Raw genomic sequence first — 12,803 nt, 5'->3', positions numbered from 1 at the left:
GTGACCGACACACTGCCACCCGGACTCACCGTGACCGCGGACGGCCCCGTGCGCACGGTATTGATCGACCGCCCTGACGAACTCAACGCGGTGAATGCCGACCTCCATCGCGGGCTCGCCCAGGTCTGGCGCCTGCTGGCCGCCGACACCGAGGCCAGGGTGGTCATCCTGACCGGGGCGGGCCGGGCCTTCAGCGCAGGCGGCGACCTCGCGTGGATCACCTCCTTCCTCGACGATCCGGCGGCCAGGGACGAGAGCATCCGCGAAGGCGCGGAGATCATCGAGGAGCTGCTGCGCTTCCCGCTGCCCGTCATCGCCGCGGTGAACGGCGCGGCGGTCGGGCTCGGCGCGAGCATCGCGGTGCTCTGCGATGTGGTGCTGATGTCGGAGTCGGCGTATCTGGCCGATCCGCATGTCGCGGTCGGGCTGGTGGCCGGCGACGGTGGCGCCGCCTTCTGGCCGTTGCTCACCCCGATTCTGCGCACCCGCGAATTCCTCTACACCGGTGACCGGATCGACGCCGCCACCGCGGTTTCGGTGGGCCTGGCCAGCCGGACGACGCCCCCGGACGCCCTGCTGGACGAGGCGCACGCGCTCGCGCGCCGACTGGCAGCTCAGCCGGTCGAGGCGATACGCGGCACCAAACGGGTGGTGAACATGTACCTCACGCAGGCACTGGCCGGTCCGCTGCAAGCCGGATTCGCCGCCGAGGTGGTGTCGATGCAGACCGACGAACACCGCGAGCGCCTGCGCGGGCTGCGGCGGCACGCACGATGACGCGCACCGGAACGCAACCCCACGCGTGGCCCGAGGATCTCGAGGAGTTCGGCGAGCACGTCCGCCGGTGGTGCGCGCAGCACATTCCCGCGCAGTGGCGCCAGACGCAGACCGGTGCCTCCGACGCGGAATTCGCTCGGTTCCAACAGGATTGGTTCCAGCGCTTGCGTGCGGCGGGGTTCGCGGTGCCGCACTGGCCCGCCGAATACGGCGGTGGCATGCCGGTGTCACACCAGATCGTGCTGTACCAGGAACTGGCCGCGCACGACGCGCCGCGCCTGGTGCTCGCGTTCGTCGCCATCCATCACGCGGCCGCGACGCTGCTGGCGGCAGGCACGGCCGAACAGCGGGCGCGGCATCTGCCCGCCATTCTCGACGGCGAGATCTGGGTGCAGGGCTTCTCCGAGCCCGACGCGGGCTCGGACCTGGCCGCGTTGCGCACCACGGCCCGCCGCGACGGTGACGACTGGGTGATCACCGGGCAGAAGGTGTGGGCCAGCGGCGCGCAGTACGCGCACTGGTGCTTGCTGCTCGCGCGCTCCGACCCTTCCGCTCCTGCCCGCCAAGGGATTTCGTACTTCCTGGTCGATATGCGCAGCCCCGGCATCGAGGTGCGGCCGATTCGGCAGGCCACCGGTGAATCGCATTTCTGCGAGATCTTCCTGGACCGGGTGCGGGTCCCGGCCAGCGCGATGATCGGTGCGGAGAACGGCGGGTGGCAGGTGGCCCAGCGCACCCTCGGCGCCGAGCGCGGGCTGACCATGCTCGAACTGGCCGAACGACTCGGCAACGCCGGCTTCCGCTGGCTGGTCGCGGATGCCGCGCGGATCGGGCACGGCGGGCGGGCGCTGGATGATCCGGTGGTCGCCGATCGTCTCGCCGAGCTGGAGATCGAGCTCACCGGACTGCGCGCGATGTGCCGCGACCTGGTGCATCGGCACGAAACGAACACGGTCGGCCCGGCCGACGCCTCCATCGTCAAACTGTTCTACAGCGAACTGCTGCAACGCATGACCGATTTCGGCGCCGAACTGGGCGGGGTCGGCGCGCACACGGTGGTGCGCAAGCCGATGTCCGGCGGCTGGGAGTCCGGCGCCTGGGTGCTGGACTTCGTCGGTTCCTGGGAATGGACCATTCCCGGCGGTACCAGCGAGATCCAGCGGACCATCATCGCCGAGCGCGGCCTCGGGCTGCCTCGGGAACCAGCAGCGGGGCAACGATGAACGACGAATTCACCGAGTTTCACGACGAATTACGCACTCTCGCAAGGGAAGTGCTGAAAAAGGTGGGAACCGACCCGGTGCCGTGGGCTACCGTCACTCGCGCCGGGTGGCCCGGCTTGGCCGCGCCGGTCGAATTCGACGGCGCGGGAGCTACGTTCGCCGAAGTGGCGGTGCTGCTCGATGAAGTGGGGCGCGCCGCGGCCGCTACCGCGCTGCCCACGGTGCTGGCGCTGTCGGTGCCCGCGCTGGTCGATGTGACAGCGGATACTCTGCGCGACAACGTATTACGCCAGACGATCGCCGGGCTCGCGCTCCCCGTGCTGGTACTCGACGCGAGCAGTGACGCCGATCCGGCGTTCGTACTCGAATCCGCGTCGGGCGAACCTCGGTTGAGCGGCTCGGCGGAGTTCGTGCTCGATGCGACCGCGGCCGACCTGCTGCTCGTTCCCGTGCGGGAGAACGCGGGGAACTGGCGGCTCGTCGCCGTGGCGCCCGGTACTCCCGGCCTGACGATCACTCCGGTACCGCTCGTCGATGCCACCCGATCGGCGGCGACAGTGATCGCCGACCGAGCCGCGGTGCGGGCCGTGTGGGGTTTCCGAGGAACACCGGCGGATTTACGCGCGCGAGCCGCCGTGGCGATCGCGTGCGACTCCCTCGGCTCGGCCGATGCCATGCTGGCGGCGACGGTCGAATATGTGCGTGTGCGTGAACAATTCGGCCGGCCGGTCGGCTCGTTTCAAGCGGTCAAACACGCCTGCGCGGACATGCTGGTCCAGGCGACCCTCGCGCGGCACCTGGTGGACGCTGCCGCCCGCGCGATCGTCGACGGCGCGGCGGACGCGGCTGTCGGCGCGGCGATGGCGAAGGCGTACACCACCGGTGCGGCGGTGCGGGTGGCCGGGGCGGCGATGCAATTGCACGGCGGATACGGCTACACCTGGGACAGCGGCGTGCACGTCCACCTCAAGCGCGCGACCCTGAATCGTGCACTCTTCGGCACACCGGCGGCACACCGGAAGACACTGGCTGCCCGCTACGTGTAGTCCCGCTGGATGCGTCGGGCGGTGATGCCGAAGCGCGAGAGGCTCCGACCCCGACTCCGTTGTCGGCGTAGGAACCCCTCGCGCGCACAATCACTGGGCGGTACCGCGGCGACATCGTCGGCGCCGCGGGTGCTGCTCGGTGACTGTGCCGGGCTACTGCGCCAGCCGTGCGGCGGCGAGCTCCCGCAGGTCGGCTGACTTGATCTTGGCGCTACCGGTGAGCGAGAAGTCGTCCTCGGCGAAGAGTAGGACATGACGGGGCACCTTGTAGCTGGCGAGACGTTCACGCAGGAATCCCCGCAGCATCTCGGCGTCGAGGGCGGTGTCCGGTTGTGGCACGACACAGGCCACGACCACCTCACCCAGCGTGTCGTGCGGAACACCGACGGTGCGCCCGATCTTCACCCCGGGACAGCGCGCTAGTTGTTCGTCCACTTCGAGCGGAGAGACATTGGCCCCACCGGTCTTGATGATGTCGGTGAGTCTGCCCGTCCAGTACAGCCGGTCCTCGTCGTCGAGATAGCCGCCGTCGCCGGTGTGGAAATAGCCTTCGGTGTCGAGGGTTTCGTCCAGCGGCGTGCCGAGGTACCCGAGCATGAGCGTGGGTCCTTTGATACAGATCTCACCGCTGTCACCGCGCTCGAGGACCGCCCCGGTGAGCGGGTCGGCGATCTTCACCCGGACCCCCGGCAGCGGAATTCCGCTACTGCCCGCATGCACGTGTTCGGGTGTGCACGCGGGATAACAGGTGGAGATCGTGAACGTCTCGGTGTTGCCGTAGGCGTGCCCGCATTCGGTCCAGTCGGTCTGCACCGTGGGGTGCGTACCGGCCGGAGTGCCGCGATCCACGAACGTCAGGCTGCTCAGATCCGCGTCCGGCCAGTTCGGCGCGGCGGCGAGCTGGGCCCACTGATGTGGCCAGGCCACCGGGAAGGTGACCTGTTCCGATTCGAACAGGGCGACCGCCTCGGCGGCGTCGAACAGACGCTGCAACACCAGAGTTCCGCCCACCGCCAGGGTCGCGCCGAGTGCCTGCCCGAAATTGCCCGACCAGAAGAAGCCGTTGGCCGCCCAGCAGCGCACGGTGTCGTGCGTGTCGAAGGCGAACATTCGCCCGAATCGCCACATCTGCACCGCGACACCGCGATGGGCGCTGCGGATGCCCTTGGGTTTGCTGGTGGTGCCGGAGGAGAAGAAGATCACCGCGGTGTCGCTGGGCTGGACCGACTGCGCGATGGCCGCGATCAGCTCGGCCGGTTCCGCCGTGCCCCGAGCCAGGAAGTCGGCCCACGTCTCGATCGCGGTGCCGGGTGCCGGCTCACCGACCACGGCGAGGTGCCGCAGGAACGGGTAGGTCGTGGACCGGACCCCTGCAAACGGCGAATCAGCCAGTGCCGGTTCCAGTTCGGTGAGCACCGACACGAAATCGGTTCGCGCGACCTGTCGTTCGAACAGCAATACCGAGACATCGGATACCCGCAACAAATGGTCGAGTTCGGCGGAGGTGGAGAAGGTACTCAGTGCGACGGCCACCCCACCTGCCAGGGAGGTACCGAAGACCGCGGCCAGCCACTCCGGCCGGTTCGTCATCAGCACGCCGACGCGGGTGTCCTTGCCGACGCCGCAGGCACGAAGGGCGCGCGCCACCTCGACCGCGCGGTTCCACAGCTCGAGGTAGGTCCAGCTGGTCACACCGGTGCCGTCGTGCGCGCGCAGCGCCTCCCGGTCGCCGTAGCGCTCGGTCACCTCGCGCAGGAAACCGGGCAGGGTGAGGGCCCCGAGTCCGGGTTCGTCCGACAGCGGCGGGCCGACCGCGATCGCCGCGGCGGCGGGCGAATTCAGCATGGCAGCTCGATCTCGGCGGTGCAGGTCACCAGCGTGGCGTTGTCCTGGTTGGTAAGCTTCAGCCGCACCTGAACCAGGGGTACGCCCCATGCCGAATCGGGTTCCTTGCCGATGATCTCGGCGTCGAAGTAGGTGACGTCACCTTCGAACGCCGGACCGCGGAAGTCGGCTTTGGTGTGCCGGACCAGACCGTCGTTGCCCGCCCAATACGCGAGATAGTCGGTGCACCAGGCACCCATCGTCGCGCCGTAGCCATAGGCCCTGGCCATCCCGACCTCACCGGCCTTGTCGGCGTCGATATGGCCACGAGACGGCCCGACGTAGAGGCCGTCGCGCTTGCGCGGGTCGATCCGCGCGCCTTCCTCGTCGAACCCGAATCCGTCGGTCCAGCCGGGATCCTGATTGATCCACGGGTCGTCGATCCCCGCGGGCGCCGTCCAGCCGAAGGTGCCCCAGATGTTGAACAGGAATGCCCGGTACTCGGTGGTGAAACTGGCGATGCTGTGCGGACCGATCACCCGGCGGGGGAGTACATCGCCCACCTTCACTTCGTCGAAACGCGGTGAGGTCCCGTCGCGATTGGACAGGATCCACTCGTGGCGCAGGCGGTCGACATCGACGAGCTCGTCCTGGGTCCACCGCTTCACCGCACCGAGCTGGTTGTCGTACATGCCACGCTTGGTGGCCTCCGCGGCGAGGTATCGGATGGCGGTCGATCGCTCCCTGGCGACGAGCACGCCGTGCTGATTGCGGTGGGTCGTGTCGCCGCGGGAGAACATGGTGGGTCCGGCGAATTTGGTGTCGGCCACCGAGTAGTCGTGGAAACGCCGCTCCTGGAACAAGGTGTCGCCGGGGCGCACCGGCGCGCCGTAGAACCACCACTCCTCGCCACCGAAGATCAGGTGGCTGCCCGGGATGCGCCCGACACACGCCGGCTGCGCGCCGTGCCCGTAATCCAGTGCGACCGCGATGGATTGGGGCGCGACGAGCCCGCCGTAGCGGGAGTTGCCCGCGAACTCGTGATCCCAGTGCAGCGGGTTCGGGTAGTCCATCGCCATCACCCAGCGGCGAATGTCGGAGGTACTACACGGATCCCACAGTTGCCCGCCACCGACCGGCTTGCCGACGCGGTGGTCCACGTCGGTGAGGTCGAGTTCGATATCCGCGGTGCGCTTCTTCGTGGCCACAGGATTCTCCAGTTCAGCGGTTGACGTCGACGACGAGACGGCCACGCACAGTGCCGTCGAAGAATTGGTTCGCGGCGGTGATCGCCTCGCCCAGCGGCACTTCGGTGGCGATGGATTCGAGTGCGGCCGGATCCAGGTCGCGGGCCAGCCGCGCCCACGCCTGCATGCGGCGTGCGGTGGGCGCCTGCACGCTGTCGATGCCGTAGAGGGTGACCCCGCGCAGGATGAACGGGGCGACGGTGCCCGGCAGATCCATGCCATGGGCGAGACCGCACGCCGCGACAGCGCCGCCGTAGCGGGTCTGCGCGATCGCGTTGACCAGCGTGTGGCTGCCCGCGGCCTCGACGACACCCGCCCAGCGCTCTTTCTGCAGTGGTTTTGCGCGCTCGGCGAGTTCGGCTCGGTCGACGATGGTGCTCGCGCCCAGATCCTTCAGATAGCCTGCCTCGGCCGGCTTGCCGGTCGCCGCGACCACGGTGTAGCCGAGCGCGGTGAGCAGGGCGATGGCGACGCTGCCGACCCCGCCGGTCGCGCCGGTCACCAGGATCTCGCCGTCGCCGGGAGTCACGCCGTGGCGCACCAGCGCTTCCACACACAGACTCGCGGTGTAGCCGGCGGTGCCGATCGCCATCGCCTGGCGTGTGGTGAACGCGTCCGGCAGCGGGATCAGCCAATCGCCGCGCAGCCGGGCGCGTTGCGCGAGACCACCCCAATGGGTTTCGCCGACGCCCCAGCCGTTGAGCACCACGGTGTCGCCGGGGGACCAGCTGGGGTGGCTGCTCTCGGCGACCACGCCCGCCAGGTCGATTCCGGGCACCATGGGAAACGAACGGACCACCGGCGATTTTCCGGTGATGGCGAGCGCGTCTTTGTAATTGAGGGTGGAGTACGCGACGTCGACGGTGACATCACCGTCCGGGAGCTCGTTGTCGGACACGCTGGTCAACGAGACCTTCGATTCCGTACCGCTCTTCTCGAGGAGTATTGCCGAGAACATCAGGGAGGGGCCTTCCGCTATGAGGAGAATGTGATTCTCCGATAGGTATAATCATGCTTTCATCGGGTGGGGTCGGTGTCAACCCGCCGCGGGTGTCAGCGAGCCGTCCAGCCGCCGTCGACCACGATGGTTTGGCCGGTCACATAGCGAGCGGCGTCGCCGGCGAGCCAGGTGATGGCGCCGACCAGGTCCTGTGCCGTGCCTTCGCTGGGCAGCGGGGTGTTGCGGCGCAGGTACTCGGCGCCGCGGGGGCTGTCGTAGAGACTGTCGGTGATCTCGCTGCGGAAGAAGCCGGGCGCGACGGTGTTCACCCGGATCGAGTGCCGGGCCCACTGCACCGCGAGTTCGGTGGTGAGCCCGGACAATCCGGCTTTGCTCGCCGCGTACGAAGCCTGGGGGATACCCGGAATGCCGACCCGGCCGCTGATCGAGGAAACGTTGACCACCGAACCGCCCCCGGCGTCGCGCATATGCGGGAACAGCGCCTGGGCCAGCAGGAACGGAGCCACCAGGTTGAGGGCGAGGGTGTGCTGGACGGCGTCGAGTGGTTCGTCCTCGGCGCGCTCGGTGGTGAATCTGTTGCCCGCCGCGTTCACCAGGATCGTCGGCGGGCCGAGCCGTTCGGCGACGGTCGGTGCCACGGTGGCGATCTGCTCGGGATCGGCCAGATCGCAGACCACCGCGAGTCCGTCGACGCGGGTGGCGAGTTCGGTCAGCCGGTCGGTTCGGCGGGCGAGGACCGCGACACGAGCGCCGAGCCCGGCGAGCGCCTCGGCCACCGCGGCGCCGAGTCCCGACGACGCGCCGGTCACCACCGCGACCCGGCCGGTCAGGTCGAACAACCGCAGTGCGGTGTCGGCGCTCATCGCTGCGCCCGCTGCGCGAGTGCGGTGAGCCCGGTGCGCTCGATCTTGCCCATGGCGTTCACCGGCAGCGCATCCACTCTGGTCCAGATCTCGGGCACCTTGTAACCGGCGAGCTCGCGTCGGCACAGTGCCGCGAGTTCGTCGAAATCGATAGTGGTACAGCTTGTTTCGACGAGTGCGGCGACCTTTTGTCCGAGTCGTTCGTCCGGCACGGGGCATACCGCCACCTTGGTGACGTCCGGGTGGATCGCCAGCACCCGCTCCACTTCGAGTGGGTAGACATTCGCACCACCGCGGATGATCACCATCTTCTTCCGGTCCAGCACGGCGAGCTGTCCGGCGGGGTCGACGGTGCCGATGTCGCCGGTAGCCAAGGGGCCCAACGGAAGCGGGTGAATCTCGCCGTCGGACCAGTGGCCGAGCGGCGGTCGCCAGAGTCCCGCCCACGGGCCTTCCCGCGCGGTGGTCAGGCAGAGCTCGCCCAGTGCGCCCGGCGGTAAACGGTCGCCCTCGTCGTCGTAGGCGGCTACGTCGAGGTGGGGGAGCACCAGGCCGCTGCTCCCCGGTGTCCAGGCGGTGCCGGGTGGGTCGATGGCGACCACCGTCGGTGCCTCGGTGAGGCCGTAGGTCGTTCGGGGTACGAGCCCGTGGGTGTCGGCGAAGGTGGTGCGGACCGCGTCCGGGGTGTCACTGCCGCCGCTCCAGATCTCTTGCAAGGACCGGAGATTCGCGTCCGGTCGGCGCGCGAGATCGTAGAGCTGGGCCGGGGCGCCGTTCCACACCGTCACCTGATGTTCGGCGATCCATTCGGCCACTCCGGCCACGTCGCGACGGTCCATGATCACCGCGCAACCACCTGCCTGGGCCGTGGTGAGGGTGGACAACACCATCATGTTGAGGATGGTGAGCGGAAAGCTGTCGCCCCGGCGTAGATCAGGGCCCCAACCGCGGGTCGCGAGGACGACCGCGCCGGGCAGCATCAGGTTGCGCTGGCTGTGCACCACCGCCTTCGGTCGCCCGGAGGTGCCGCTGGTGAACGCGATGCCCGCGGCGGCGTCGATGTCGTGGGTGAGGTCGGGCGCGGGTTCGGCGCGGGTGAGTTCGTCTGCCCAGCGGTCCGGATGCACGGCCCGCGGTGACTCGGCGCGCCACTGGGGTCCGGCCAGCACCACGGTGGGATCGCAGAGATCGTGCAGGTACTGCTGTTCGGCCGGGGCGTTCGCCTCGCCGATACCCGCCCAGATCGCGCCGATGCGCTGCGCGCCGTGGAACGCGGCGACGATGCCGAGGTCGTTGGGCAGGCAGGCCGCGACCCGGTCGCCGGGACGGACGCCGAGCGACCACAGCGCGCCCGCCGCCCGCGCCGCCTGCTCGTCGAGTTCCGCGTAGCTCCACGCGCCCGCCGCGGCGATCAACGCGGTGGCGCCGGGGCGGCTGCGCAGGGCTGTGTCGAGCACCGTTGCGATGGGGCGCGGAGCACGGATTTTGCCGATGTTGCTGTCCACGCCTTCTTTCATAGCACTATCCTTGCAAGGATTCACTAGTTAGTCCGATCGGACGTGATGGGCGAAGAGGACACGATGGAACACACAGGTCCGCTGTCAGGGATGCGGGTCATCGACCTGACGGCGATGGTGATGGGCCCCTACTGCACGCAGATCATGGCCGACATGGGCGCCGACGTGATCAAGGTCGAACCGCCGCGCGGTGACGACACCCGCTATATCTCGGTGGGTCCCGAGCCGGGCATGAGCGGGGTGTTCGTCAACGTCAACCGGGGTAAGCGCAGTGTCGTGCTCGACCTGCGCACCGAGCGGGACGCAGCCGCGCTGCGTGAGCTGATCGCCGGCGCCGATGTGTTCGTTCATTCGATGCGGGCGGCGGCGATCGAGCGTCTCGGTTTCGGCTACCAGGACGTAGCGCGGGTGAACCCGAACATCGTCTACACCAACTGCTACGGCTACGGCCGCGGCGGGCCCGACTCCGATCGTCCCGCCTACGACGACACCGTCCAGGCCGAGTGCGGACTGCCCTACGCGCAGGAAATGCTCACCGGCACACCGGGTTACGTGGGCAGCATCATCGCCGACAAAGTCGCCGGACTCACCGCCGTGTACGCCACCACGATGGCACTGCTGCATCGCGAGCGCACCGGCGAGGGCCAGGAAGTCGAGGTCGCCATGTTCGAGACCATGGCGGCGTTCATGCTCGTCGAGCACGCCAACGGTGCCATGTTCGATCCACCGCTCGGCCCCGCGATCTATCCACGGGCGGTCACTCCCGACCGCAGGCCCTACCGCACCGCCGACGGGTACCTGGCGGCACTGGTCTACAACGACAAGCACTGGACGGCGTTCGTCGACGCGGTGCGCCCGCCTTGGGCGGGGCCGGAGTTCGCCACGCTGGCCCAGCGCGCGGCGCGAATCGACACCGTCTACGCGGGGCTGAGCGAGATCTTCGCCCAGCGGACCACCGCCGAATGGCTGACATTGCTACGTGCCCTCGACATTCCGGCCGCGCCGGTGCGCTCCCTCGACGAGCTGTTCGACAACGACCACCTCGCCGCGGTCGGCTTCTTCCAGACCGTCGACACCCCCCACGGACCGGTTCGCTTTCCCGGCCCGCCCGCCTGGTTCTCGCGAACCCCGGGCCGAGTCGCAGGCCCGGCGCCCCGACTCGGCGCCGATACCGACGAGGTCCTCGACCGAGTCCGCTCGGTGGTCACCGGAGAGGCGTTGTCGAGGAATACCGGCGAGGTGCCCACTCAGCCGGTTGTCCGTGGTGGGTGGGCACGATGACGGCTGTGTTGTCCGCCGCCGACCTCGATCTTCGGGCGATCCTGCGTCCCGGCGACCGGATCGTCGCGGGGCAGGCGTGCGGCGAGCCGACCTCCCTGATCGAGCTGCTCATCGCGCAAGGCGGCGAGATCCCGGATCTGTCACTGTTCATCGCGACCAGCTTCTCCGGTCTTCTCACACCGGCGGCCGCGGCGGTGTTCGAGCCGGTGAGCATGGGTGCCATCGGCGCGCTGCGGGCACTGTCGGCGGCGCACCGGCTCGGTGTGGTGCCGTGCCACGTCAGCCGGATCGGGCCGATGCTCGAGGCGGGTGAGCTCGGCTGCGACATCGCCTTCGTCCAGGTCGCGCCCGCCGCCGCGGACGGGACACACAGCCTCGGCGTGATCAGCGATCACGTGCGTGCCGCGGTGCGGGCGGCCCGGGTGGTCGTGGCCGAGGTGAACGACCGGGTGCCGCGCACGATGGGCGAGCGCATCCACGCCGACGAGATCGATTACGCGGTCCGGGTTTCGCGTGACCCGGTCTGTGTCGCGCCCGCGACCATCGGGCCCGCGGACGACGCGATCGCCCGGCACGTTGCCGGGTTCATCGAGGACGGCGCGGTACTGCAGGTCGGCATCGGCGCGGTGCCCGACGCCGTACTGCGTCTGCTGCGCGACCGCACCGATCTCGGCGTGCACTCCGGGATGATCGGCGACAGTGTGGTCGACCTGGTGCAGTCGGGGGTGATCACCAACGCGCGCAAGGAGATCGACCGCGGAGTGTCGATCACCGGTGCCCTGATCGGCACCCAGCGGCTCTACCGTTTCGCCGACGGCAATCCACACATCCGCATGTGCGGCACCGCCTACACCCACGACCCCGCCGTCCTCGCCCGGCTCAGTGGGCTGGTCACCGTCAACTCGGCGGTGGAGGTGGACCTCACCGGACAGGTCAACGCCGAACAGAGCGGGACGGCCTATTTCGGTGGTACCGGCGGACAGGTCGATTTCGTGCGCGCGGGTGTGCGATCGCCGGGCGGGCGGTCGGTGATCGCTCTGCAATCCACGGCCAGGGGCGGGACCGTCAGCCGGATCGCCGCCACCTTGTCCGGCCCGGTGACCACCGCACGCACCGAGGTGGACGTGATCGTCACCGAATTCGGTGCCGCCGAACTGGTGGGCCGGACCCTTGCCGAACGTGCGCGCGCGCTGATCGCGATCGCACACCCCGATTTTCGCGACGACCTGGACCGTGCGGCGCGCGAGATCCAGCGGAGAGGTTTCTGATGTCCGACGATGCTGTGTTGTTCGAGGCCCGCCCGGACGGGATCGCGGTGATCACCTTGAACCGCCCCGATACTCGCAACTGTCTCGCCCGCGATGTGCGGGCCGGACTGTTCGAGGCTTGGGCGCGGTTCGAGGACGATCCGGCGCTGCGGGTCGCCGTGCTCACCGGCGCCGGTCCGGCGTTCTGCGCGGGCGGCGATCTGAAGGAGATGGTGGAGACCGCGATGGCGGTTCCGCCCCGGGACATGTTCCCGGTGCCGTATGACACTGTGGCACTGAGCAAACCGACGATCGCCGCCGTGAACGGCGTCGCCTTCGCCGGGGGCTGGATGATCGCCCAGGCGTGCGATCTGTGTGTCGCCTCGACCACCGCTTCCTTCGCGATCACCGAGGTGAAGGTGGGGCGCAGTTCGCCGTGGGCCGCGCCGCTGATCCACATGATCCCGCAGCGGATCATGATGGAGATCCTGTTGACCGGCAAGCCGATCGACGCGCGCCGGGCCTACGAGATCGGCCTGGTGAACCGCCTCGCCGAGCCCGCGGACCTGCTGTCCGCCGCGCTCGACCTGGCGCGGGAGGTCGCGGCCGGTGCCCCGCTGTCGGTGGGCGCCGCCAGGGAGACGGTCATGCTCGCCACCGAAATGGGCCGATCGGCTGCCCTCCAGGCGGCACGGCACGCTTCGACGCACTGCTACCACAGCTCGGACGCGCAGGAAGGTCCCCGCGCGTTCGCCGACAAGCGCGCACCCCACTGGACCGGTAGGTGAGGAGTGCGTCTTCGCCGACGTATCACAGC

Annotated in this window: 11 protein-coding genes; 6 read left to right on the top strand and 5 right to left on the bottom strand. The window is 69.2% G+C overall.

From position 1 onward, the window contains the following. Genes ACWZHB_RS13815 through ACWZHB_RS13805 form a run of 3 tightly spaced genes read left to right on the top strand, consistent with a single transcriptional unit; the run spans position 1 to position 3,046 of the window. Positions 1 to 777 (top strand): enoyl-CoA hydratase/isomerase family protein, encoded by a 777-nt coding sequence (locus ACWZHB_RS13815; protein ID WP_427908339.1) that lies wholly within the window; start codon positions 1 to 3, stop codon positions 775 to 777. Then, on the top strand, positions 774 to 2,000 hold the full coding sequence (locus ACWZHB_RS13810; protein ID WP_427908338.1) for an acyl-CoA dehydrogenase family protein: 1,227 nt from the start codon (positions 774 to 776) through the stop codon (positions 1,998 to 2,000). Before ACWZHB_RS13815 ends, ACWZHB_RS13810 begins: the two co-directional genes overlap by 4 nt. Then, positions 1,997 to 3,046 (top strand): acyl-CoA dehydrogenase family protein, encoded by a 1,050-nt coding sequence (locus ACWZHB_RS13805; RefSeq protein WP_427908337.1) that lies wholly within the window; start codon positions 1,997 to 1,999, stop codon positions 3,044 to 3,046. Before ACWZHB_RS13810 ends, ACWZHB_RS13805 begins: the two co-directional genes overlap by 4 nt. A gap of 153 nt (positions 3,047 to 3,199) precedes the next feature. Here the strand turns inward: ACWZHB_RS13805 and ACWZHB_RS13800 are convergent, their stop codons facing one another. From ACWZHB_RS13800 to ACWZHB_RS13780, 5 genes are all read right to left on the bottom strand, one after another. Beyond that, entirely contained in the window at positions 3,200 to 4,891 is a 1,692-nt protein-coding gene (locus ACWZHB_RS13800) for a class I adenylate-forming enzyme family protein (RefSeq protein ID WP_427908336.1), read from the bottom strand. Continuing rightward, positions 4,885 to 6,078, bottom strand: coding sequence for a MaoC family dehydratase (locus ACWZHB_RS13795; RefSeq protein WP_427908335.1), 1,194 nt, complete (start codon positions 6,076 to 6,078; stop codon positions 4,885 to 4,887). Before ACWZHB_RS13795 ends, ACWZHB_RS13800 begins: the two co-directional genes overlap by 7 nt. Positions 6,079 to 6,091: 13 nt before the next feature. Further along, complete coding sequence (gene acuI, locus ACWZHB_RS13790) at positions 6,092 to 7,075, bottom strand: acrylyl-CoA reductase (NADPH) (RefSeq protein WP_427908334.1); 984 nt, start codon at positions 7,073 to 7,075, stop codon at positions 6,092 to 6,094. 95 nt (positions 7,076 to 7,170) lie between these two features. Beyond that, entirely contained in the window at positions 7,171 to 7,941 is a 771-nt protein-coding gene (locus ACWZHB_RS13785; protein WP_427908333.1) for an SDR family NAD(P)-dependent oxidoreductase, read from the bottom strand. Continuing rightward, positions 7,938 to 9,458 (bottom strand): class I adenylate-forming enzyme family protein, encoded by a 1,521-nt coding sequence (locus ACWZHB_RS13780; RefSeq protein ID WP_427908332.1) that lies wholly within the window; start codon positions 9,456 to 9,458, stop codon positions 7,938 to 7,940. The genes ACWZHB_RS13785 and ACWZHB_RS13780 overlap by 4 nt, the downstream gene beginning before the upstream one ends. 63 nt (positions 9,459 to 9,521) lie before the next feature. On the opposite strand from ACWZHB_RS13780, the gene ACWZHB_RS13775 reads away from it, so the two are divergent. The 3 genes from ACWZHB_RS13775 to ACWZHB_RS13765 are packed head-to-tail and all read left to right on the top strand — an operon-like array spanning position 9,522 to position 12,774. Continuing rightward, complete coding sequence (locus ACWZHB_RS13775) at positions 9,522 to 10,739, top strand: CaiB/BaiF CoA transferase family protein (protein WP_427908331.1); 1,218 nt, start codon at positions 9,522 to 9,524, stop codon at positions 10,737 to 10,739. Further along, positions 10,736 to 12,007, top strand: a complete 1,272-nt coding sequence (locus tag ACWZHB_RS13770) for an acetyl-CoA hydrolase/transferase family protein (RefSeq protein WP_427908330.1) — start codon at positions 10,736 to 10,738, stop codon at positions 12,005 to 12,007. The genes ACWZHB_RS13775 and ACWZHB_RS13770 overlap by 4 nt, the downstream gene beginning before the upstream one ends. Further along, on the top strand, positions 12,007 to 12,774 hold the full coding sequence (locus tag ACWZHB_RS13765) for an enoyl-CoA hydratase/isomerase family protein (protein ID WP_427908329.1): 768 nt from the start codon (positions 12,007 to 12,009) through the stop codon (positions 12,772 to 12,774). The genes ACWZHB_RS13770 and ACWZHB_RS13765 overlap by 1 nt, the downstream gene beginning before the upstream one ends. The last annotated feature ends 29 nt before the right edge of the window (positions 12,775 to 12,803 follow it).

The organism is Nocardia sp. FBN12 (genome assembly GCF_054031145.1).
This window is presented reverse-complemented; position numbering and strand designations above follow the sequence as displayed.

Bases quoted from the DNA above. Each gene is read 5' to 3' on its own strand.
- ACWZHB_RS13810 (WP_427908338.1), top strand. From the start codon at position 774: ATGACGCGCACCGGAACGCAACCCCACGCGTGGCCCGAGGATCTCGAG.
- ACWZHB_RS13805 (WP_427908337.1), top strand. From the start codon at position 1,997: ATGAACGACGAATTCACCGAGTTTCACGACGAATTACGCACTCTCGCA.
- ACWZHB_RS13800 (WP_427908336.1), bottom strand. From the start codon at position 4,891: ATGCTGAATTCGCCCGCCGCCGCGGCGATCGCGGTCGGCCCGCCGCTG.
- acuI (WP_427908334.1), bottom strand. From the start codon at position 7,075: ATGTTCTCGGCAATACTCCTCGAGAAGAGCGGTACGGAATCGAAGGTC.
- ACWZHB_RS13785 (WP_427908333.1), bottom strand. From the start codon at position 7,941: ATGAGCGCCGACACCGCACTGCGGTTGTTCGACCTGACCGGCCGGGTC.
- ACWZHB_RS13780 (WP_427908332.1), bottom strand. From the start codon at position 9,458: ATGAAAGAAGGCGTGGACAGCAACATCGGCAAAATCCGTGCTCCGCGC.
- ACWZHB_RS13775 (WP_427908331.1), top strand. From the start codon at position 9,522: ATGGAACACACAGGTCCGCTGTCAGGGATGCGGGTCATCGACCTGACG.
- ACWZHB_RS13770 (WP_427908330.1), top strand. From the start codon at position 10,736: ATGACGGCTGTGTTGTCCGCCGCCGACCTCGATCTTCGGGCGATCCTG.
- ACWZHB_RS13765 (WP_427908329.1), top strand. From the start codon at position 12,007: ATGTCCGACGATGCTGTGTTGTTCGAGGCCCGCCCGGACGGGATCGCG.